The organism is Paenibacillus shunpengii, from assembly GCF_042684905.1.
GTDB lineage: Bacteria > Bacillota > Bacilli > Paenibacillales > Paenibacillaceae > Paenibacillus > Paenibacillus shunpengii.
The window spans coordinates 1,991,710-2,015,814 of record NZ_JBHUMJ010000002.1 but is presented as its reverse complement, the minus strand read 5'-3'; the positions used below and the strand labels follow the sequence as shown (position 1 = coordinate 2,015,814).

Here is a 24,105-nt window from a genome sequence, read left to right as displayed (position 1 = left end):
CTATAATTTTCGTATAAAGGAGGCTGTAGAATGAAGAAACCTAACATATTGTTAATTACAAGCGATCAGCAGCACTGGGATACGATCGGCGCTTTCAATAATGAGCTGCATACCCCTAACCTTGATCGGTTAGTAAGAGAAGGGACGACTTTTAATAGAGCTTATTGTCCTAACCCGACTTGCACGCCTAGCCGTGCCTCCATCATTACGGGCATGTATCCAAGTCAGCATGGAGCCTGGACACTCGGCACCAAACTACTGGAGGATCGGCATACGGTGGGTGAGGATTTCAAGGCGGCCGGCTATCAAACTGCGCTGATTGGGAAAGCGCACTTCCAGCCATTAGTATCCACAGAGACTTACCCTTCCATGGAAGCACATCCTGTGTTGCATGATTTTGATTATTGGAGGGAATTCAATGGTCCTTTCTATGGATTTGACCATGTAGAGCTGGCACGTAACCATACGAATGAGGGGCATGTCGGTCAGCACTATGCTCTATGGATGGAAGAGAAAGGCCTGCATAACTGGAGAGATTACTTCCTTCCTGAGATCGGGACTATGGATCGCACCCGAACCTATAATTGGCCTATTCCGGAAAAATATCATTACAATACTTGGATCGCTGAACGGACCAATGCACTGCTTGAAGATTTCAAAGCGAACGACGACAGCTTCTTCTTGTGGTCCAGCTTCTTTGATCCTCATCCGGAGTATTTGGCCCCTGAGCCTTGGGATTCGATGTATGATCCAGACCAATTGACCATTCCCACGATAGTCGAAGGTGAGCATGACAAGAATCCGCCCCATTTTGGCAAAACACAAGAGGAAAATCCCGACTTCTCCTACTTGTCGGAAACCGGTCAGGGAATACACGGATATCGCTCACATCATTACTATGAATACGGCAAGCGTGCGAGACTTACAGATTACGATAAGAAGAAGCTTGTAGGCGTTTACTACGGAATGATCAGTCTGATGGACAAATATATTGGCAAAATACTCGATAAGCTTGATGAGCTCGGACTTGCCGACAACACGATTGTCGTCTTTACAACGGATCATGGACATTTCTTCGGCCAGCATGGCTTACAGGCAAAAGGCGGGTTTCATTACGAGGATCTAATTAAGCTGCCTTTCATTGTACGTTACCCGGGTCATGTTCCAGCCGATCAGCAAAGCAATGCCATCCAATCATTGGTTGACCTTGCCCCTACCTTCCTGTCATTCTGCGATCTGCCCATTCCACATGCGATGACTGGTGTTGATCAGAAGAAGGTGTGGCTGGGTGAGAGCACTTGTGCTCGTGATCATGCGATATGTGAGTTCCGGCATGAGCCCACAACGATTCACCAGAAGACTTACGTGGATGCTAGGTACAAGATTACGATATATTACAATCAAACCTATGGTGAAATCTTTGACCTTCAGGAAGATCCGCAGGAGCTGAACAATTTATGGGATGACCCTGAACGGAAAGATCTCAAGACAGAGCTGCTCTTAAAGTATGCATGGGCTGAGTTGGGCAAAGAGTCCATGCCGATGCCAAGAATTACAGGAGCATAAAATATGAGTAACTAGCCGCATGAACAAATTATGGTTTGTGCGGTCTTTTTCTTACAAAAAAATGTAGAGTTGTCATCTGATTGCGAACTGCACCTCGCACATCAACATACTGTTTGATGAAATGTGGTTACTTACGAAGCTCTCCATAACGGCTTAATCCCCCCCCATTCTCCTGTTTTCAACAACAATACTGTAACCCTCACTGTAAACATTTCCCCTCATTTCCTCCCTATAATAAATCTTGTCTTACAGCAGTATTGCTAACAAGAAGTCAATTGACTCCAGTGACTCGTGTCAATATAAGAGTTTTCTCTTATAAGAAAAAGGAATTTTTGGGTAATACATAATAAGAAGAGCGAACAGCTTAGATTAGGGAGGAAATAATAATGAATAAGAAAAGTATGAAATGGTCCGCAGCTATTTTGTCCGCAGGTCTATTGGTAGGTAACGCGAGCTTCTTAAGTGGGCAGTCCGAAGCAGTCGTTGCTGCCGCAACTTCAGTCAAAGCTTCTGACGTGGTAATGAAATATAATGGCAAGACTCTTTCTGCTTCAGGCAAGCTGGTAAATGGAAACACGATGATTCCCATCTCGGTGTTAAGAGATGATCTAGGGCTTAAATTAAGTTATCAAGCTGGCAAAGATGGTTTTAAAACCTACACTGTCGGAAGCGGAGTCACTCAAATGAAATTGGAAGTGTCCGAATATGGCATCAACACCTATATCAATGAACGTTATATTGGTAATAACAGTATCCAGTATGAAGCCAAAAATATAAATGGGAAGCTCTATGTTCCTTTTCGAGTGTTGAAGGATTATTTAGGTTTCCAGGGATCTTATAATGCATCAGCCAAAATATTAACGCTGAAAAAGCAGCAGCAAAACAAGGTGAACATCTCTTCGGAAACGATCTCAGACAGTAATAACAATGCAACCATTGACATCCGCTATCCTCAAGTAAGTGGTCTGGTAAATAAAGAAGCGCAGGAAGCAATGAACAAAACGTTTAAAGATAAAGCGGAAGCTTTCGCAGCAGAAGCGAAGAAAAAAGCAAACGATCGGGATGCTGAATATGAACGTCCTTATGAATTTCATGGTACCTTCCTCGTCACCTTTAACCGTGAGGGCGTGCTCAGCATATCCACTGACCTGTATGAATATGTTGGTGGTGCTCATGGAATGACTTACCGTGAAGGCTTTACTTTCTCCATCAAAGATGGTAAGCAGTTGACAATGGACGATCTGCTCCATTCATCAGATGCTGCCAAGAAGAAGCTGGATCAAATGCTGAAGAAGAAGACAACCGCAGACAAGTATAACTTTGGATTTAATGGTTTGAAGGAAGATCCGGATTTCTATGTATCCGAGAGTGGATTAACGGTCTTCTTCCAAATTTATGAGATTGCATCCTATGCTGATGGATTCCCAACCTATACCTTTAATTTTGCAGATCTACTGCCTAAAGGAACGGATCCATTTGCGGCTGCAAAATAAGAATAAGGAACTTCTAAATGCGTTCAAGTTGAAACCATATACGGATATGAAAAAACACCTTTGGAGCCTCCAAAGGTGTTTTGGTACATCATTCCGAATTTACATCCTAACACGCAGGTCATTGTGAGATGATGATCGCTAGGATACTTTTACTGGAGTCTGTTCTCCTTGCCATAGCAGCTGCATCTCTTCACAGCTCTCTAATAGTTCATGAAGGCTGCCTTCTGCCTCAATTCGTCCATCCTTCATTACAATAATATGGTCTGCCTTGGATAAGGCTGCTCTTCGGTGAGAGACGGCGATGCAGGTCACATCCTCTTCCTTGAACAGTCCATCCCACACCTGCTGCTCGGTTTCAACATCTAGTGCGCTCGATAGATCATCGAATATATACAGATCTGAGTCAGTCATCAGCATGCGCGCCGTAGCGGCCCGCTGTATTTGTCCACCGGACAGCATCACGCCTCTTGGTCCAACAAGCGTATCGAGTCCTTTTTCCAGGTCCCCTACATCTTTATTCATTACAGCCAGATTCATCGCACGCTCGAGGGACTCTTCCACACGGCTAAGCTTGCCCTGAACTATATTCTCCTTCAAGGTATCACTGAACAAGCGTGGCACTTGCGGTGTATAAGCCGCTCTTGGCGGTGTTAAGAACTGTGCCGGATCGATCTCAGTTCCATTCCACTGAATGGATCCTGCCTGCTTAGGAAGCAATCCCAGCATAGCCCGAACCAAGGTCGATTTACCTGAACCGATTCTTCCCGTAATAACAAGGAACTGTCCACGCTTCAGCTGCAGATTTACATCCTTGATCCCGTGATTCGAATTCGGATATTGATAGGTGAGATTACGGACGGTGACCTCTCTCAGTTTCTCCGTATCATCTCTGCTTATGACGGGCAGCTCGGGAGGATCTTCATACAAATATATTTCACGATGATCGATAATCCGGTCCTCTTCACCTGGGCGGAACAGCATACGCATACGGTCAAAGGACACCTTAAGACGCTTGTGCTGGAACACCATATAACCGAATAATGAGATACTAAATCCAATGCTTGTTAAATAAGTGGTAAATAGAGCGAAATCTCCAACGGTAAAATTACCATTTCTCATCTCAGCTGCACACATCAGAAGGATAAGTCCCGTACATATACTTAGAATATGCTGATTCAACGATCTCATCCATTGCTTAAACAAGTTATCCTTGAGCGCAGCCTGACGGCGGTCTTCGTTCAGCTTCATAAATCGAGCATGTACGTGATCTTCTGCCTGGCCCAGCTTCAGTGCTTGAACGGCGCCGAAGGTCTCCGCGATAAAGCTTGTAATTCGTCCGGTTGCCTCCTGATTCTGCTGCCCATATCTGCGCGCCCGATTGCCAGAGAGGTTGTTCAGCAGTGTAACGATGATTAACGGCAATACAGCAACTAAGGTAATCTTCCAGTTAATGCTTGCCATGATGGAGACTGAAACGACAGCGAATACGAACATTCCCCAGAAATCGACCCAGGATTCCACATATTCAACGACCTCATTCACATCATCACGGAAACGACTCATCGCTTCTCCAGGCGAAGCAGGCAGATTCCGTCCCGGCCAGCGCATAATGCCTGCCAGCATATTCGTCCGCAGAATCGCTTGAATATGAAAAATATAGGTTACCCATTCATAGAAGGCGATGAGCATGGTTCCTACTCTCGTAATTCTGACAGCTACCATGACGAGCAGCGGCACAGCAAGCCACAAATAATCGTTGGTATTCGCGGCAGCTGCCCGATCGAAGAACCACTGCATCGCAAGCCCGATAACTAGCGGGAGGGAATGGAACATACACCATAAGAGACCATTGATAATAAATAAAAATGGCTTGAATCGAAACAGCTTATTAATAAATCCTGTTACGGTCATGCCAGCTCCTCCTCTCTGCCTGTAACGAGCAATCTTGCATAGTGGGAGGCTGGATTTCTCGCGAGCTGATCACGTTCTCCAAACTCCAATATTTTTCCATCACCCAGCACCATAATTTTGTCTACTTGATTCAGTGTAGCAAGCCGGTGAGCAATCATAATGCCGGTGCATTCCTTCATCATCTGATCAACAGCCGACTGAAGCATCGCTTCCGTTGCCGCATCCAGCCTCGAAGATGGTTCATCGAGGATGACCAGGCTCGGTTTCGTAAGAAACACTCGGGTTAAGGCAAACAATTGAGCTTCACCGGCGGATAAAGAGGTACCTCCCGTGCTCAGATGTGTATCAAGTCCGTTAGGCTGAGCTTCAATCCATCTGCTTAGACCGAGCTGCTCTGTTTTGCGCAAAATCTCATCATCCGAAATATCTTGATTGAACAGGGTCAAGTTCTCACGAAGTGTCCCATCAAACAGCTGTACATCCTGAGTAACCATCCCTATGCGTTTATACAGCACAGGCAGAGACAGCTTGGTAACATCTACACCACCTACTCGTATAACACCGCTGTTGATATTGTATAACCTAAGCAGAGTTCGGCTAAGGCTGGATTTGCCGCTGCCCGTCCGGCCTATAATACCTAACAGTTCTCCAGGCTTCAGCTCGAAATGAATATCGGTGAGAATTGGTTTATCCTCGTTATAACTGAAGTGGACATGCTCAAATTCGAGACTCAATGGTCCTTCCGGAAGCTCAGCTTCTTCACCTTCTCTAATTTCACTGCGTAAGGATAACAGTTCTCTTGAACGCAGCATTCCGGATTTTGCTTTTTGAAATTCCTGTATTTGATCACCCAAAATTTCAATAGGTTCGTTCAGCATCTGAGTATATTGATAGATTAGGTACAATGTACCGAGTGTAATGGCTCCGGTCATATAATAATGCACGCCGATCAGCAGCACCGCGGTTACCGCAAGCGCAAACAGGATAACCGTTGTATTCCACGGAATAACCCGAAGCATCCAGGCTCTTCTTCCCTTAATAAATACGGAGCGCATCAGCCGATGAAATCGATTCATGACATATGGTACGTGACCATTAGCCTGAACATCTTCAATTCCAGCAATTCGCTCTTCAATTAAACCGAATAGAGAAGCGCTGGCCTCCCTTTCTTCCTTTGAGGATCGCACTCCAAGATTACGGATCACAACCATGAATAAGATCGAAATCAGCGTAAATGCCGTCATGACGAGTGCAATAGGTACGTTGATCGTGAACATGAAACCCAAGATCCCAGCGAGCAATACGAAGCTGCCGACGACTTGAACGATAAACATCGCAAAAAAATTGGAAATGGCCGTGACATCGCCATCGACCCGTTCAATCATCTCACCTGGCGTTCTCACATTATGGAACTTCATATCAAGCCGAAGACAGTGCTTCAGCAGATCACCACGCAGCTGATTGGTTGAACGCCAGGATACATCATTACCGAAATAGCTGACGGCTACCGTTATTAGTTGATTAACGACGGCTACAACCAGGTATATTCCTGCCAGCTGAAATAAAGTTCCGAGCAGTCCTCCGCCTGCAGCCGTGTCGATAAACCGCTGCACAATTTGCGGATTCAATAGCTGCAGGCCAGTTGATGTCAGTAACATAACCAGCAGCAAAAGCAGCCGTCCTTTGACTGGCTTCAGATACCTTAGCAGCCATGTCATCGATAATTTTTCTTTCTTGGGCACAGTGCCCACCCCCATCTAAATACAAATATGTATCTCTTTTTTTCATTTGACCTTAGGTCATTTGCTGATAAATCATAATAAGTCTACACGAAACGAACATCCATTCCTAGGTAAAAAATAATTATAATCCCAATCTGAATTGAATAAGGGTGCAATGATTGTCATGCCTGCAAAACGACCTTTCGCTCCTGCAAATCATTAATATATTTCTATAAATCTCCCCTTCTTCTAACATCGCTCTGTTATAATAAATAGGATTCCTAATCTTTCCAAGGGATCAAAATTCAGATAAGGAGTGATTTCATGGTATCCAAGTTCACCTTGCACAAGCATGTAAAATCACTGTCCAGCGTATTTCTCGCTTCAGTGCTTGTACTAGGGTCTATTGCCCCAGCGGCCCTGGCCGAAGAGCAAACCGCTGCGACAATGCAAGCTCAGCAGGTTAAAGTGCTTAATCCAGAGACAGCTTCCGTATTCCTGGATAAGTTCTTTAATTCACCTGAGGCAATGGCACAATATGTGGGAGCCTCCGTGGCTATTGTGAAAGACGGTGAAGTCGTTGCACAAGAAGGCTATGGATATTCTGACCTTGCAGCACAGACACAGGTCGATCCGGAAGAAACGGCTTTTCGAGTAGCCTCTGTATCCAAGACATTCAACGCGGTGGCCGCGATGCAGCTGGTTGAACAAGGAAAAATCGACTTGAAAGCTGACATCAAGCAATACATAAAGGGTCTTGAATTCGATAACCCTTATGACAAACCGGTAACGATTGAGCATTTGCTGACACATACGACAGGGTTTGAGATCCGGGATCCACAGCAGGAAGATATTCACACGGATTTTGATAAAAACGTTTCCATTGAGGATTATGTTCGAGAGCATATGCCTCCCGTTGTTCGTGAACCGGGGAGCTCTTATATGTATGATAACTTTGCCTCTCTCTTATTAGGACTTGTCGTTCAAGAAGTGAGCGGTCAACCGTATGAGGAATATATGCAGGATCATATTTTTGAACCGCTGGGAATGAAGAACAGCAGCTTCCTGCTGACGGACAAGTTCAAGGAACAGCTCGCAACGGGTTACGATGCAGCGAAGAATCCCATTGATCTATACGCGATATCTCCGAATCCCATGCCTCATGGTGGAATGCTGACGACCGCTGAAGATATCAGCCAATTTATGATCGCCTTCCTAAACGGTGGAACGAACGGTGAGAACCGAATACTGACCGAGTCTACCGTAAATAGTATGGAAATTTATCGTTCGGCAATTCATCCTCTTCTGCCGGACACAACCTATGGGTTTGAAGCCGCTTTTCAGCTCCCTGGAGCCGGAAGCAGCTCTAAGATTATTACGAAGGCAGGAGATCTAACGGGATTCAGTTCTTATCTCTTCCTTATTCCGGAGCAAAATACAGGTGTCTTCCTTACTTATAATCAGACGGGTGCTCTACGAAATTTGTTCTATCCTGCTTTTATTAATGAATTTTTCCCTCAGTATGCAGAGGCAGTCGAATTTGACGACTATGAGCCCCAATCCGCAGATGAGCTTCAGCGTTATGCCGGATTGTACGCAGACCTGCGTTTAAGCACCATCGTCAGCTCTGTTTCAGGAGCAGAGGAGCAGGCAGGCAAGTTGGCCATTCAGGATGCATTCCTTGGGCCTCGTGTCCTTACACAGGTAGAGGAGAATCTGTTTGTCGATGAGATCAGCGGCCAGTTTACCGCATTTAAAGAACACGAAGACGGCAGCGTATATTTGAAAGAGCCCTATCTGAATCCAATGGGTTACGAACGCAAAGGTGTAGCACCAGCAGGGTTTAGGGATGTAAGTCCAAGCAGTCCCTATGCTGAAGCATTATACGCTCTTCAGTCTTTGGGCTATTATCCAAATGACGCAAGTACGTCGGTCAACCCGAAGCATATCGTCACACGAGCTGAATTTGTCAAGGAGATCCTGAAGGTCAGCAACATTCCTGCCAGTAAGACAGCACCTGCAGAAGGAACCGATTGGGCTCAGCATCCTTCCGCTGGCTATATCCAATCCGCTCTGGAAATAGGGATGCTGAGTGAAGCAGAGCAATTTAAACCGAATCAAGCCATCACACGTCAGGAAGCAGCTGTCATGCTGTGGAGAATCTATAAACTACAGTATCCTGATGAACTTTTTACTGGAGTTAAGCTATCAGGCAACACGAGCGATTGGGCTGTTCCTGCGGTCAAAATGATGATCGGGCTTGGTATTTATGGACCCGAAGTAGACATTCATTCGGATGGTTCTGCCGACTTTCAGTCCAAAAAACCGCTGAATGTACAAGAAAATGCAGCTATTATTTATAAACTATTAACACAACCAACAGATCAAATTGCAGCAGCCCTGGCTTCGGAACAAGCTCAAGCAGCAACGTCCTCCGGGGACGAATAAGTCGAGAAATTTAAGAAAGAACACTTCGGTTGCAAAAAATGCAGCCTGAAGTGTTCTTTTTGTTAGCATCCTAACTCTAGGAATTAATCAAGGGCAAGCTGATCTATCAGCTTAGGAAGCCACTCATTCAGATTATCAAATTCAAAGCCGGCTTCGGCCGCTTTATTCGTGTTCATAAACCAGGAGTCTTCCACTCCAAAAGGTGAAGCTGAATCCTCCCCCACTTCCTTCGTCAGCTGCGCCTTCTTACCTGTCTTCGATTCGATAAGGTCCATCAACTCCCCGAGAGAAATGGTATGCTGTGATGCCGCGTTTACAGGGCCGGTAATGTTGGAGGCTCCTGCCCATGCCAGAAAGCGTGCGGCTTCCTCTGAATGAATAAATCCCATTCGGGCGTTCAAATTAGGCATTCCAATCGGTCTGCCTTCTCTAACACGTTCCACATGAAAATGTAGACGTTTCGTATAATCATCGGTTCCGAGTACGATTGGAAATCGTACGCATACGACCGGAAAAGAGGCTTGCTGCATAAATACAGCTTCAGCCTGACGTTTACCCTCCTGATATGTAAAACGGTCGTGTCTGCCATGCTGAATCCCATACGTCGAAGGATCAAAATCCTCTTCCTCCAAAGCATCCTTAACCCCTGCATCGTAAACGGACAAACTGGATGTAAAAACGTACTTCTTCGTCCTGCCATCAAAGAGCTTCACCGCATCCATGGCTGCATCTGGAGAGTAACAAATATTATCATACACGATATCCCACTCTTCTTTTTCAGCGGCTGCTCGCAGCTGCTCCTCAACCTCGCGATCGAGGATGAGATGTCTTACTTCTTCTTGAAAAGGAATAGGTGTGTTTCCGCGCGTGGCTACCGTAATTTCAGATTTACCTTCTTGCAGCAGGTACTCCACCAGTCTTTTTCCAAAAAAACGCGTTCCGCCAAGGATCAGAACCTTCTTCATTCGTTCTTCCCTCCATTTCCTCTCATTTAACAGTAAGGTATACAAGACAACAATTAACTACCGCGAAGTCCAAGCCTTCAATCTCGTCCCACATATGATATTCCAAGTCTATCACTGATTTCATAGAGGAGGAATGGTTATGTGGCTGGCTTTAGGATTATCAGTGGCCGCAGTGATTGTGCTCTCGATCATCACATTACGATATTGGGACAAACGGGCAGACAGTAAATTCCACCCTCATGCGCCAAACGAGCTGATTATCAAGTTTGTTGAGGGCACATCACAGGATGACATGAAGGCTCTGCACCAAAAAGCAAAATGTACCGTTATCGATTCATATGAGGATCTAGGATTCTATCGAATTACTTCTAAACGAAAAATGCGTAAAATGCTTAACATATATCGTAAGCACGAGCTGATTGAATCAGCCGAACCCAATCATGTGTACAAGGCCGTATACACTCCGAATGACCCCTTCTATCCTGGCTATCAATATGCTCCACAAAAAGTGCTGGCTCCTGCTGCATGGGACCTCACCCAGAGCTCTGCTGCCATAAGAATAGCGGTGGTAGATACCGGTGTACAGCCGGACCATCCTGAGCTGGCTGGAAAATTACTTCCGGGTTATGACTACGTGGATTGGGATCCTAACACCAGCGATGGGAATGGACACGGCACGCATGTCGCCGGCATAGCTGCCGCTGCAACCAACAATGGAGTCGGCATTGCCGGCATGGCTCCCTTCGCCTCCATCATCCCCATTCGCTCTTTGGATAACAGCGGGAATGGCTTATTGTCCAGTGTCGCTAATGGCATTGTCTATGCCGCGAACAACGGAGCACATGTCGTGAACTTAAGCCTTGGATCACCAGCTAACGATTCGTTTCTTCAAGCGGCTGTGCAGTATGCCTGGGATCGTGGCGCTGTTGTTATTGCAGCAGCAGGTAACGATAATACAACAACACCAATGTATCCGGCCTATCTCCCCGGTGTCGTCGCAGTGGCATCAACGAATGCATCGGATGTGAAGTCGGCCTTTTCCAATTACGGTGCATGGGTCGATGTTGCAGCACCAGGTGACCAAATCTTGTCCACGTATCTTGGCAGCAGCTACGCTTATTTAAGCGGTACTTCAATGGCTGCGCCTCTCGTATCAGGTCTTGCAGCTTTGCTTGCAGCTCAGGGCAGATCGAACGTCAATGTAAGAGACTGTATTGTATTTACTTGCGACCCGATCGCAGGTACAGGCACTTACTGGGCGCATGGCCGCATAAATGCATTACGTGCAGTACAGCAGCCTGTCTCTTAAATCAAATGGACCGATCCCAGTAGAGTCTATCTCATCGGTGCAAAATCTTTGACTTGAGCTAATATTTGATCAATTCTCGCCAGCGTTGTAGAATCCAGCTCAATATCTACGGATTTCGCATTCTCCACAATTTGTTCAGGTCTGCTGGCACCTATCAATGCAGAGCTGATTCCCGGCAGGCGAAGTGTCCATGCAAGTGCGAGCTGAGACAGCTTCACTCCAAGTTCATTCGCTAGTCCATCGAGCTGGTACACCACCTCAAGCACGTCGTCACGCAGGTAACTGCGGATCACTCCATTCACGGCTTCATTAGCTGCTCGTGTACCTGCCGGCGGTTTCGCTCCTGGCTTGTATTTACCTGTGAGGATACCCTGGGCAAGCGGTGAGAATACGATCTGACCCATTCCTGCTTGCTCGGACACACTCAGCACCTCTTCTTCTATGTAACGTTCGAACATATTATATATCGGTTGATTCGCAATGAGGGGACGGAGATTCAGTTGTTTCGAGATGACTGCAGCCTCTGTAATCTGAGCAGGACTCCACTCGCTAATTGCAGCGTATAGGATTTTGCCTTGTGCAGTTAGATCATCCAGTGCACGCAGAGTCTCTTCCGTAGGTGTTTCATCATCATACCGATGGCAAAAATAGATGTCGATATAGTCTGTTCCCAGACGCGTAAGACTCGCCTCACATTGCTCCATGATTGCTTTTCTGGACAAGCCTCTATCATTAGGTCCCTCTCCCATCGGGAAGAATACCTTCGTGCTCAGCACATAGTCCGAGCGTTTATACGATCTTAGAGCTGTCCCTAACGCCTTTTCTCCCTCACCCCGATTGTATGCATTAGCTGTATCAAAGAAATTAATCCCGCATTCAAAGGCCTTATCAATACAAGCATCTGCTGCCTGCTGTTCTGCCGCTGTACCATAGGTTAACCAGCTGCCCAGACCAATCTCACTAACCTTGATTCCGCTTGATCCTACTCTCCTGTATTTCATGGACTCTCGCTTCCTCTCTGCATATGATTTTATTTTCTAATAGAGTGAAACCAATGACCCCTTCAATATATAGGAAATTCGGAATAAAGGGCAATGGGGAAATTTGATGTTGACCATTTTATTTACACAGCATGGAATAACAAAACCGCGCAAGCCACCTGGATTCGTGACAATGCGCGGTTTATTATTAATCTAGCTATTTTACTTCAGACGCCACGTAATTAGTGCATTCACTACGATTAGAACACCAGCAGCCATGAATAGCATCGCAACATTCGTGAATTCAATAAATACACCAGCGATGCCGAGTCCAATGGGAGCCGCCAGCAAAGACATGCTGCCTATAAAGCTAAACACTCTGCCGAGCAGGTGCGGTTCAATCTCGCTTTGAATTAATGCAGAGAACGGAGCGGAAAAGATCGGACCAGAGAGCCCGATTAACAGACTCATGACGACAAATACATAGAATGCGGATGCCGGCAGAATACCTGATATAAATAAAGCAACGCCCATAATGAGCATGCCTCCTGCCATAAGCCGAACCTTGCTGAATCTGTCACCGAATATCCCTATCACGGATGCACCCACGATCAATCCGATGGCAAAGACGATTTCAACCATCCCTGCCTGAAGTACACCCTGATCAAAATGGTTTCTTACCATCAGTGGAAAGTACGTACCAACGGGAATATATAGAATGCTGACGACCATGATCAGGATCGCCAATCTCCATACCTTGAGATGGCTAACGATCGCATGGTAGCCTTCTTTCATCTCAGCTAACAGGCTTGTTCCACCTTGATCCACTTGTTTAGACAGCTTGGGTATTTTGATGAACAATACCATCGTTGAAGCAATCAAGGCTCCAAAGACGTCAATGAGCAGAACCCATTCCAGGGAGCTGGCAGCAAGAATGCTCATCCCCAGCGCGGGTCCAGCAATATTCGTAATGGATCCTACCATTTGACCCCAGCCGGAAGCCTTGGTCAGATGCTCTTCAGGAACAAGCAGCGGAATCGTAGCCTGCATGGCAGGCATATGAAAGGCCGTGGCTAAGGACCGAATGACCAATACTACAATAATAAGTCCAATACCAGGCTCTTGATACAGCATGGTGATAAATAGCAAGAGACTCCCTAAAGCGACGGTCAGATCAGCTGCAATCATCATAAGTTTGCGTGAATAACGGTCAATAAGGGTTCCTGCAAGCGGACCAATCAATGCCTGGGGAAGAAAACCCGCAATTCCAGCCATGGCTAATATGAGCGGAGAACCCGTCGTGTCGGTCAGCCACCAGATCATACTAAACTGCACCGCAGCACTGCTCAGTAATGAGAAGAACTGTCCTGTGTATAAAGCAATAAATATAGATTTCCATTTGTTACTTGTCATATGAATCGATACCTCCAAAATTAGCGTATCGATTACTCATCGATACGAGCTATAAGTTATGTTTGAACTAACTCAAGCTCGAATCAAAAGAACAACAGCATCATCATTTTTATCCCTCCAAATTACAGTTACACAGAATTCATATTAACAGAGTTAATTAACAGATCATAAGTATCCGTTCATTATTCAACAATTTAGACGAATTAGACAATTGAAGATTTTATATTACCTATTATAATTGAACAGTGATTAACGACAAGTAACTAATTTTCATGAAATTGGGGGTAACTATATGAATACAAAATATAATAACAATCCGGTACTATTCGCTTTGCTATTATCTGCATTTTCAGCGTTAGGGCCATTTACGGTGGATATGTATCTCTCATCGCTCCCCCAAATGACAGATTATTATGGCACGAGCGCATCTATGATTCAAGCAAGTCTAACTGCCAGCTTATTAGGTTTAGGTATAGGACAGCTTGTTACAGGCCCTTTAAGTGATGTTCATGGAAGACGTAATCCTTTGCTGATCTCTATGATTCTCTATTCGATAGCCTCAATCGCTTGTGCTTTTTCACCAAACATTGGCATATTCATAGTCCTGCGCTTCATCCAGGGATTTGTCGCCTCCGCTGGGCTCGTCATTTCACGTGCAATTGTTCGTGACCGGTATCGTGGCGTAGAAATGGTACAATTTATGTCTGTTTTAACGATGATCAGTAATATTGCACCTTTGATCTCCCCAACAGCAGGGAGCGCAGTAACTACCTTCACTTCTTGGATAGGTGTGTTTATCTTTTTAGGGATACTGGGGCTTCTGCTAACAGGTTTGACGGCTTGGAAAATAAACGAAAGTTTGCCTGTCGAAAGACGTGTGCCAAGCAGCTTTAGCGAAGTGTTAAACAATTATAGTTCTTTACTTCGAAATAGAAGCTTTATGGGATATGCTCTGGTTAATGGGATCTTATTCTCTGGAGTATTTGCTTATGTTGCGGGTACACCATTTATTTATCAAAATATATACGGTATTTCGCCTCAGCTATTTTCGATTCTTTTTGCGTTGAATGGTCTCGGTATCATTATAGGATCGCAGTTCGTCAAACGCCTCGCTGGACGATGGGAAGAAGATCGAATTATTCAATCCGGATTGCTGCTTGCGTGCATTGCTGCTACTGTCGCTTTAATCTTTGTTTTGTCTCATGGACCTTTCATTGCTTTGTTTAGTTCGATCTTTTTATTTGCAGTATCGATCGGCATTATAGGTCCCGTCTCATTTACACTCGCTATGGAGTCACAAGGTCATATTGCGGGAAGTGCGGCCGCTATTTTGGGTTCACTCCAATTTGCACTAGGTGCACTCTCATCTCCAATCGTGGGGGTTGCAGGAGAAACATCTGCTGTTCCTTTCGGTATTACCATTTTTATGACCAGTATATTGGCTGTAATCTTCTACAGAAATTTAGTGAGTAGACCGGACTCTGCCAAAAAATCTAATTCGGAAACATTCCGATAACCCATAATAAAGGAGCAGATGTCTCAGACATCTGCTCCTTCTTTTCTAACTGACGTGCAGCTTTCCATTAAATTTCACTGTAGTCAATCTCCATGAACTGAACGACTTCCTTCTCCCAGCGCTCAGTTACAAACTCCACATGCTTCGGATGTACATTGTATGCCTCATAATCTTCCCGACTGTTGAACACCATCGAAAATCCATAATCATATGTATTTTTCGGGCTGATCTCGCGAAACACTTGAAAATGGTTAACGGTAGGAATACTGCTCAGTGCAGACTTTCCGTCCTGAAGAAATGCGGATTCTTCCGCAGAGCCATGAGGGTGTTTCAATGAAAATACTACAGAATGTATAATTTGCTGTTGTTCCATCCTATTCACTCCTTGAATTTGTAATTGTATACTTCTAATATTATACGGAAATTATAACCGCTTCCTATGAATATTTGATATGTTCTGAAACTTATTTGATCCTCGTAACGTCTTTTTGTTGTGAATTATTTACAGTTAGGAGGACAAATTCATGAATACGCGCCTTGGAACACGTTGTGTTACATCTATACTTACGGTGATCATGCTTCTTACTAATGCAGGAGGGTCTACTCTATGGGCTTCCGATTCTTTAACTAAATCACCATCCTCTAGCTCATCGAATTCATTACTGCATGCTAGCAGCACCGCCTTTACACAAGTTGAAGCAGAACAATGGAATTCGATTGGACTTCGAGCTGATGGTACCGTATGGACTTGGGGAAGAAATTACGGGCTGATGGAATCACCCTCATTATTTAGAATCTTGAGCCCTGCGAGACTGGATATTCCTGCTGAATTTGTCATGATCAAAGAGATGGGACAGAAGCTGCTCGGTCTCAAAAAGGATGGCACGGTATGGTTATGGGAGTCAGTGTCACAGACTTCTAACTCTTCTACAGCACTTCATCAAGTACCATCTCTTACAGATGTAGAGTCTATATCTACACTTGGCAATATCGTGCTCGCTTTGAAACAAGATGGAACCGTATGGGGATGGCAATATGACATCCATTCCGGCCATTCAAGTATACCTCTGCAAATAAAAGGATTAGTCCATATCAACAGCATCGGCACAAGCTCAAATCAGATGGCACACGCTCTCGATTCAGCTGGAACCGTATGGGTATTCACAATGACGATAGATAACAAGGAACAGGTGGTATTTTCTAAACCGAAAAAACTTGAGAATCTACCTGAACTTCACACGGTCAGCGCCTATTCTCCAGATCAAATGTATGGTATCACTTCCTCAGGAACTACACTCAAATGGGGAATTGATATGTCCACTTCAAAAATTCGGTTATCGATGAAGCCGCGGAAAATATACCCGGCGTTGAAAATGCAGAGTGTAGATGTTCATCGTGATTATGCGGCTCTATTAACTACCGATGGCGAGCTCTGGATCGACGGGAAACGACCGACCGGTAAAGGCGGCCATATCGTTTCTCTTAAACGCTTCAAGCAGGTGTCCGCAGGAGAATATCATGTGCTGGCTATTGATACGCAAGGAAAGGTATGGGGATTTGGAGCAAACAAATGGAACGAAATCGGAATTCCTAGTACAAGAGACAGCATGGTATATACTCCGCAGCTCGTACGTGATGGCATAACGATCAAGGTGAATGGAGAGGTGCTCTATTCTCCGTATACCGCTGTTATGAATAATCAATTGATCAGCGTTCCGCTAAGGCAAGTGGTTGAGGCATTAGACGCGAAGCTGGTTGTAACTTCATCATCCCATGTCGGTCCAGAGTCACGTCTCTATACAATCACAAATGGTCTAACCTCTGCGTCTTTTGAGATGAACCAACCTGAAGTGAGCATCAATGGGAGAGTAATAACACTGAGCAGTACGCCATACTTAGAAACGAATGCAGTGATGATTCCGGCAGCTTTACTTAAGAAAATGGGTTATCAAGTGAACTGGAATGCTCAGTTGGCTGAGCTCCAAATTAACAGTAACGAATAGCAAGAATGAAGAAAGACCTGTCCCATACAATATAGGAGCAGGTCTTCTTATGTTACTGAATATTATTCAAAAGGATATCGTAGTCCCCACTGGCCACGAATTTGATCAAGCAGCTTCATAATGGATACAGACTCGTCCAGCGGAATCACAGAGCTCTCTGTGCGTCCTTCAATCAAGCATCTGCCAAGCTCTTCGGCTTCAAATGCGTAACCAATGCTTTTGCGATCATCCTCAAACGTTGTTACATTGCCGTTAACATGGAGTTCTGCTGTATATGCATTGAGGAAAGACGGAATTCGGATATATCCATCAGTCCCATAAATGAAAGCTTCATTAGTCAGACCGAGACGCACGGCCCCGTTCAGCTGAGCAGTTTTACCGCTGCCGTAGGAGAATAGTAGTGAGAACTCTTCATCTACACCGGTATCCCCAATATGTGCTGTACTCCACACCTGCTCGGGTTCAGCACCGAAGATCATGGATGCAAAGGATACCGGGTAGATCCCCGCATCTAATAATGCGCCGCCTCCAAGCTTAGGATTTAAGAGCCTGCCCTCTGGATCGTAATCTGCACGGAAGCCAAAATCAGCCTTAACCAGCTTGATTTGTCCAATCTTTCCTTCATTCAGCCACTCTCTTACCTTACATATAGCCGGGAGAAATCTCGTCCACATTCCTTCCATAAGGAAGAGTTTATTCTCTCTTGCGAAGGATACCAGCTCTTCTACTTCACCGGCATTCACTGTAAAAGGCTTTTCGCATAATACCGCTTTTCCTGCTCTTAGACACAGGAGCACATTTTCCTTATGAAAAGGATGCGGCGTAGCTACATAGATCGCATCCACCTCAGGATCATTCACCAAGTCTTCGTAACTGGCATGTGCTATCTTAATTCCATACTCGGCGGCAAATTTCTCCGCACTCTCCGCAGTTCTGGAACCGACCGCATAGGCCTCTCCATTGCTTGCATAGGTAAGGTCCTTCGTGAACTGAGATGCAATCCATCCCGTTCCTAATATTCCCCACTTAATCGTTTTCGACATGTTATGTACCCCTCTCCTCAAATCACAGATTGTCACCGTTTTCAAATTACTGAATACGTTTACTGTGGCATCACTTCTGTGAACCATTATAAAGGACTTCCCTGAAGAATGCGATAATGGATGACAAAAAAAGGAACACATCAGCGATGTGTTCCTCTCTTCCGTATGAACTACACTTCGATAATGATGGGTAGTATCATCGGTCTTCTTTTGGTTTGGCTATATATAAATCGCCCTACGTCATCCTTCAAAATTTGCTTGATCAGGTTCCATTGACTCGCTTCTGATTCGGACAGACTGTCCATCGAGTCCAAGATCACTTGATGAATTTGCTCCATCAGCGCTTCGTTCTCTTTGACGAATACGAATCCGCGTGAAATAACTTCAGGAGAAGCCATCATTTTTCGCTCTGTTTTGCTTAAAGTGGTGACAATGATCAGCATACCATCAGAGGCCAGATGTCTCCGATCCCTAAGTACAATGTTCCCGACATCACCAACGCCTAAACCATCGACGAGATTGTTTCCTGCGTGAACCTTGGGCCCCATTGAAGCTGCCCCATTTTTGATTTGGATGGTTTCGCCGTTCCTGACGATAAACACATTCTCGCTTGGTACACCTACCGATTCAGCAAGCAGGCGATGCTTGTACAGCATCCGAAATTCACCGTGTACGGGAAACAAATATTCCGGCTTCATCAGCGTCAGCATCAGCTTCAACTCCTCCTGGCTGCCATGACCAGAGACGTGCATACCCGAAGCACTGCCTGAACCGTATATAACTTTAGCGCCGATGCCATACAGATTGTCAACGACATTGGATAGATTACGTTCATTGCCAGGTATTGCGCCTGCAGCGATAATTACCGTATCTCCGGGCAATATTTCAATATGCGGATGCTGTGAGCTTGCGAGCCGGGATAATGCTGCCATAGGCTCTCCTTGACTCCCTGTACATAGAACGGCGATCTGCTCTGGAGGATATTTCTCAGAATCTCTTGCATCAATCAGCAGACCTTCAGGAATTCGCAGATAACCTAGATCATTGGCTACTTCAACGACATTTACCATGCTGCGTCCAAGCAGAGCCAGCTTACGATTCGTTTCAATGGCCGCATCAATAATCTGCTGGACTCGATTCACATTCGAAGCGAAGGTGGAGATGAACACCTGCTGTTTGGCACTGGAGAAGGCATCAAGGATATGGCTGCCGACAATTCGTTCAGAGGGAGTAAAGCCGGCACGCTCAGCATTGGTACTCTCTGATATCAATACCTTAACGCCCTTCTTCCCGATCTCAGCCATCCGATGAAGGTCCGGATACGGTCCATTTACAGGCGACATGTCAAATTTAAAATCACCTGTATGGACAACTGTGCCCTCAGGCGTGTCGAATACAATGCCGAGACAATCCGGAATACTGTGGATCGTCGGAAAAAAGGAAGCTCGAATGGAGCCTGCGTCCACGACCGAATTCTCATCAATGACATGCAGCTTGGATTCGTCTAACAATCCGTGTTCCTTCAGCTTTATTTTGATCAAACCAATGGTTAATGCGGTTCCGTACACCGGTATATTGAGCTGCTTGAGCAAATAGGGGATGCCGCCAATGTGATCCTCATGCCCGTGGGTGACCACGAGTGCCTTGATATCCTCTTGATGATCTAACAGGTAGGAGAAGTCAGGCACAATCAGATCAATTCCGGGCAGGCTTTCGTCCGGGAATTTCGATCCGCAATCAATAAGTACAAGAGTCACGGTCATATTGAATAAAGTACATATTTTTACCGATTTCGTTGACACCGCCTAGAGCTGCGATTAACAACCGACTAGCTTCCGTCCTCAATACGAAGTACCTCCCTTTCATGTTCGAGAAAAGATGATTAGGACTCTTTGGTTCCGTAAGTCTGCTTCTTCCTCAGCTCACGATTATCATGATCTACCCATATGTGGAAGACATATTCGAACGCAGCCATTACCAGAGAGATAATCAGAATGTCTGTGAGTGTGGTGTTCCAGAACATAAGCTCCTTAAATATCCATAGAACGGCAAATACAAAAACAAAATCTGCTACCGTTGCTATGATGTTGTTCGTTTTTCGAAATACTACAATATCTCCGAATAAAAAACCGATAGAAGCAATCAGCAGAGCAGCAAACCATGAAGTGATGAAGGAAGCATCGGAGAGCCACATCAGCAGTCCTGTCACCAGCACACTGTATGCTAGAAATTTTGTCATTTCTTTTTTGATATGAATCGCTCCTTCTGAAATGAAATGGATTCTAGATGTTATATTATCCGCAAATTGCAATTTACATCCAAAATGATTCAGAAGTTTAACAGCGTACTATTCGACTCTAATTGTAAACACATAGCTGGCACTTCCCTTGTCCCAGGAAGCATAAACACTATAAATGTAAATACCTGCTATTCCTGGTGCAGTCATCGTGTTATAATCCAATGGGACATTTCGGATTGCAGATCATCCGTCCAATTCACTACTCCTATTGAGCCCTCTGAAGGTACTTGCGTAAACTCGCTTCGTGTTATACAATCGCAGACTCATCCCATACCAATGAAAAGGATGTTGCACACATGTTAAGTAATAATGGAGCTGCTAACGCCTGGAAAAAGAACACCGCCCTATTCTTAACCAGCCAGACCATTTCGCTATTTGGTTCCTCGCTGGTCCAGTATGCTATCATGTGGTATATCACTTTAGAGACCCAATCCGGCATCATGATGACCATATCCATCATTTGCGGATTTGTTCCTGCCTTCTTCCTATCCCCCTTTGCAGGAGTATGGGCAGACCGGTATAACAGGAAGCTCTTGATTATGCTCGCAGACTCCATGATTGCCCTATCGACACTGGTGCTTGCTGTGTTGTTCCTGCTAGGTTACGAGGCCATCTGGCTGCTCTTTGTGATGTCTGCAATTCGGGCAATCGGCACAGGAATTCAGACCCCGGCTGTAGGGGCCATTCTTCCGCAGTTTGTACCAGAGGATCAATTAACCAGAGTTAACGGAATTAATGGAAGTATCCAAGCCTTCATCATGATCATATCTCCTATGGCAAGCGCAGCATTGCTTACGAAGGCAAGTATTGAAGTCATTTTCTTTGTTGATGTCATTACCGCTCTAATTGCGATTCTCACTCTCCTGTTCTTCCTTCGTGTTCCGGCGCATTCCAAGGCGATGCAGGATCAAACTACCAGCTATTTGGAAGATTTGAAAAAAGGCATTAAATATATTAGCGCTCACACCTTCCTGAAGAAATTCTTCGTTTATGTCGCATTATTTAACGTTCTTGCTGCACCTGCTGCTTTTCTCACACCTTTGCAGGTTACAAGAACCTTTGGCAGTGATGTTTGGAGATTAACCGCCATTGAAATTACATTTGCGATTGGCATGATGATCGGAGGAATATTGCTCGCAACCTGGGGAGGGTTCAAAAACAAAATCCACACCATGGCGATGGCAGGCTTGTTGATGGGAGCATGTACGATCGCACTTGGCGTAGTCCCGATCTTCGCCATTTACTTAACCTTTATGAGCTTATTTGGTCTCGCAATGCCTTTCTTCAATACGCCATTCACTGTCCTGCTGCAAGAAAAAGTAGAGCCTGACTATCTGGGCAGAGTATTTGGTGTCCTCACAATGATATCCACTTCGATGATGCCGCTTGGCATGCTTGTATTTGGCCCCGTTGCGGATGTCGTCGCTATAGAATGGCTGCTGATGGGAACCGGCGTATTGCTGCTGGTATTGGTATTCACCCTTATTGGAAACAAAGTGCTGGTTGAAGCCGGTAAACCGGCTGTGAATGAAGATATACATTAAAAATACAAGAAGGCTGCCCCTGAAGGCAGCCTCTTTGCTGTTTCTATCCCTTATTGAACTTTTTGAAAGGTGTTTTGATGCTCCTTGTTCCATAATTCCTGAAAATAATTGCTGCGACACATGAGCTCCTCGAAACTCTTCACTAACAGTATTTTATCAACATCCTTGATGAAGCTAAGCCGATGTGCAACTACAAGCATCGTCTTCTCCTTGAACATATGCAGCATCTCACGCATAATCTGCTTCTCTAGAATATTGTCCAGCGCAGACACTGGTTCGTCCAGAATTACAAGCGGGCGCTGCTGACCCATAATCCGGGCAAAAGCAAGCCGCTGCTTCTCCCCGCCAGACAATTTGGTGCCTCTTTCCCCCACCCAAGTATCCAGCTGCTTAGGAAGTCCTCTTACTTTATTTTGCAAGCCAACCTTATCCAGCAATTCATATAAGTCTTCATCTGAGTGATTCGGCAGCAGCAGATTATTACGAATCGTTGTATCAAATATCGGCGGTTCCTGCGAAATGTAGGACAGTTGCTCGTACAAATGATGAAGATGAAGCTCGTCAATATCAATCCCATCGATTAATATTCTGCCGGATTTTTTCTTGAGCAGGCCGGTCATCAGCTTGACGATGGTTGATTTACCACTCCCGCTCATGCCGGCAATGGCAACCGAGCTGCCCTGCTCAATTGTAAAGCTAACCTCGTTTAAGATTCGATGATTCTCATCATCGTAAGTGACCTTATCAAACTCGATTTTTCCTCTCAGGGCACTAATTGAAATGCCGGTATCTAGATTCTGATCCTCTGGTTGGTTAAGGAAAGCTTCAAACCGCGAATAAGTAACTCGGTCCAGCTTGTAATCCGCATACAGCACATTGAAGATTGCAATCGGCATATACACCTGATCAATGAACATGATCATCGCAACAATGATACCAATAGACAAGTCACCTGCAATGATCTGGTTCGCACCGTAGAAGATAACTCCGATTTTGATCACATTAACAAACAGAGCAAAAATCGCAAAAAATGCTTCATGCACAAGTCTAATCTGAGTACTTCTCTTTATGATTTGACCCGATGTACGAGTCATTCGATCGATTTCTCTCTGATACCGCCTATTCAAGCGAAACACAACCAGCTCCATAAATCCGCGAATGGTGTATCTCGACATTTGCTCCTGATCTGCGATCAGCGATGCTTTCACACGATAGAGCGTCCCCAGCAGCAAATGTGTCATCATGAATACAAGCACGTAGCCGGCTAAAATAATGAACAGAATATGGATATTATATAATCCGATAAATAACAGGCTGAACGCAATCTTTGGAAGCAGCTCATGAAATATGGTGAGGTAGAACGAATGCAGCATTTTGCCTCCTGCCTGAGCTCCGTTCTCAATCACCTGGATCATCTCGCCGGTTCCAATACTTTGATACGATGCATAATCAATTTTAGACACTTTGGTTAATGCGAAGATCTTTAGCTTCTCAACAATACTGTTTGATAAATAGGAATTTGGATATTCATCGACATAATTCAGAATAGTCAATCCGATGAGCACTGCACCATAGAGGATGATGAACCATATCATTTCTTCGATATGCTCCACAGTAATAATGGTATCCAGTAATTGCTGAAACATTTTGATCCCCAGTGCTTCTAAGTATTGAATGGCAAATCCAATCAAAATATATATGACAATCATCCATTTAAAATGCTTTATACAGCTCTTCAACAAGGCTCGTCTAACCTCCATCAGTGAAATGTAAAAAAAGCCAAGGAAGCACCATAGCAGTGACAAATGAACCCTGGCTCTCTTGCCATAGGCGTATTTGTCCTCTTGCAGTGTCCCTTGACTCTTTTTAAAAATGGTCAATTCCGGGCACCGTT

At 45.0% G+C, this 24,105-nt stretch carries 16 protein-coding genes and 1 pseudogene; 7 read left to right on the top strand and 10 right to left on the bottom strand.

Annotated elements, in window-relative coordinates; all coding sequences use genetic code 11:
- The first annotated feature begins 30 nt into the window (after positions 1-30).
- Positions 31-1,566 (top strand): sulfatase family protein, encoded by a 1,536-nt coding sequence (locus tag ACFSVM_RS09370; RefSeq protein WP_379261667.1) that lies wholly within the window; start codon positions 31-33, stop codon positions 1,564-1,566.
- A 386-nt stretch (positions 1,567-1,952) separates the two neighbouring features.
- On the top strand, positions 1,953-3,059 hold the full coding sequence (locus ACFSVM_RS09365) for a PdaC/SigV domain-containing protein (protein WP_076315211.1): 1,107 nt from the start codon (positions 1,953-1,955) through the stop codon (positions 3,057-3,059).
- Between the two features lie 138 nt (positions 3,060-3,197).
- On the opposite strand, the gene ACFSVM_RS09360 is transcribed toward ACFSVM_RS09365, so the two are convergent.
- Both ACFSVM_RS09360 and ACFSVM_RS09355 read right to left on the bottom strand, forming a co-directional pair.
- Positions 3,198-4,970, bottom strand: a complete 1,773-nt coding sequence (locus tag ACFSVM_RS09360; protein ID WP_379261665.1) for an ABC transporter ATP-binding protein — start codon at positions 4,968-4,970, stop codon at positions 3,198-3,200.
- Positions 4,967-6,712, bottom strand: coding sequence for an ABC transporter ATP-binding protein (locus ACFSVM_RS09355; RefSeq protein ID WP_379261663.1), 1,746 nt, complete (start codon positions 6,710-6,712; stop codon positions 4,967-4,969). Before ACFSVM_RS09355 ends, ACFSVM_RS09360 begins: the two co-directional genes overlap by 4 nt.
- Before the next feature lie 303 nt (positions 6,713-7,015).
- Here ACFSVM_RS09355 and ACFSVM_RS09350 point away from each other — a divergent pair, with 303 nt between their 5' ends.
- Entirely contained in the window at positions 7,016-9,139 is a 2,124-nt protein-coding gene (locus tag ACFSVM_RS09350; RefSeq protein WP_379261661.1) for a serine hydrolase, read from the top strand.
- A gap of 83 nt (positions 9,140-9,222) precedes the next feature.
- Here ACFSVM_RS09350 and ACFSVM_RS09345 read toward each other — a convergent pair whose 3' ends face one another.
- Positions 9,223-10,104 (bottom strand): NAD-dependent epimerase/dehydratase family protein, encoded by an 882-nt coding sequence (locus tag ACFSVM_RS09345; RefSeq protein ID WP_379261659.1) that lies wholly within the window; start codon positions 10,102-10,104, stop codon positions 9,223-9,225.
- A gap of 139 nt (positions 10,105-10,243) precedes the next feature.
- On the opposite strand from ACFSVM_RS09345, the gene ACFSVM_RS09340 reads away from it, so the two are divergent.
- Positions 10,244-11,413, top strand: coding sequence for a S8 family peptidase (locus tag ACFSVM_RS09340; protein ID WP_083656188.1), 1,170 nt, complete (start codon positions 10,244-10,246; stop codon positions 11,411-11,413).
- 26 nt (positions 11,414-11,439) lie between these two features.
- Here ACFSVM_RS09340 and ACFSVM_RS09335 read toward each other — a convergent pair whose 3' ends face one another.
- Both ACFSVM_RS09335 and ACFSVM_RS09330 read right to left on the bottom strand, forming a co-directional pair.
- The gene (locus ACFSVM_RS09335; RefSeq protein ID WP_090727045.1) at positions 11,440-12,414 is read right to left on the bottom strand and encodes an aldo/keto reductase family protein; all 975 of its coding nucleotides are present in this window, start codon (positions 12,412-12,414) and stop codon (positions 11,440-11,442) included.
- A gap of 201 nt (positions 12,415-12,615) precedes the next feature.
- Positions 12,616-13,806 (bottom strand): MFS transporter, encoded by a 1,191-nt coding sequence (locus tag ACFSVM_RS09330; RefSeq protein ID WP_090727047.1) that lies wholly within the window; start codon positions 13,804-13,806, stop codon positions 12,616-12,618.
- Between the two features lie 292 nt (positions 13,807-14,098).
- Between ACFSVM_RS09330 and ACFSVM_RS09325 the strand changes: the two genes are divergently transcribed.
- Entirely contained in the window at positions 14,099-15,322 is a 1,224-nt protein-coding gene (locus ACFSVM_RS09325) for a multidrug effflux MFS transporter (protein WP_379261656.1), read from the top strand.
- 67 nt (positions 15,323-15,389) lie between these two features.
- On the opposite strand, the gene ACFSVM_RS09320 is transcribed toward ACFSVM_RS09325, so the two are convergent.
- Positions 15,390-15,695: a Dabb family protein gene (locus ACFSVM_RS09320; RefSeq protein WP_076315202.1), complete on the bottom strand. Its 306-nt coding sequence runs from the start codon at positions 15,693-15,695 to the stop codon at positions 15,390-15,392.
- A 151-nt stretch (positions 15,696-15,846) separates the two neighbouring features.
- Between ACFSVM_RS09320 and ACFSVM_RS09315 the strand changes: the two genes are divergently transcribed.
- A complete protein-coding gene (locus ACFSVM_RS09315) occupies positions 15,847-17,325 on the top strand; it encodes a stalk domain-containing protein (RefSeq protein ID WP_379261653.1) in 1,479 nt (492 codons plus the stop codon).
- A gap of 62 nt (positions 17,326-17,387) precedes the next feature.
- Here the strand turns inward: ACFSVM_RS09315 and ACFSVM_RS09310 are convergent, their stop codons facing one another.
- The 3 genes and pseudogenes from ACFSVM_RS09310 to ACFSVM_RS09300 form a co-directional block, all read right to left on the bottom strand.
- The gene (locus tag ACFSVM_RS09310; RefSeq protein ID WP_379261651.1) at positions 17,388-18,368 is read right to left on the bottom strand and encodes a Gfo/Idh/MocA family protein; all 981 of its coding nucleotides are present in this window, start codon (positions 18,366-18,368) and stop codon (positions 17,388-17,390) included.
- Positions 18,369-18,538: 170 nt separating this feature from the next.
- Positions 18,539-20,234, bottom strand: a pseudogene (locus ACFSVM_RS09305) (ribonuclease J).
- A gap of 16 nt (positions 20,235-20,250) precedes the next feature.
- Positions 20,251-20,679 (bottom strand): DUF2512 family protein, encoded by a 429-nt coding sequence (locus ACFSVM_RS09300; RefSeq protein WP_076315199.1) that lies wholly within the window; start codon positions 20,677-20,679, stop codon positions 20,251-20,253.
- Positions 20,680-20,963: 284 nt separating this feature from the next.
- Between ACFSVM_RS09300 and ACFSVM_RS09295 the strand changes: the two genes are divergently transcribed.
- Positions 20,964-22,211, top strand: coding sequence for an MFS transporter (locus ACFSVM_RS09295; RefSeq protein WP_379261649.1), 1,248 nt, complete (start codon positions 20,964-20,966; stop codon positions 22,209-22,211).
- Between the two features lie 50 nt (positions 22,212-22,261).
- On the opposite strand, the gene ACFSVM_RS09290 is transcribed toward ACFSVM_RS09295, so the two are convergent.
- Positions 22,262-24,091: an ABC transporter ATP-binding protein gene (locus ACFSVM_RS09290; RefSeq protein WP_379261647.1), complete on the bottom strand. Its 1,830-nt coding sequence runs from the start codon at positions 24,089-24,091 to the stop codon at positions 22,262-22,264.
- Positions 24,092-24,105 lie beyond the last annotated feature (14 nt).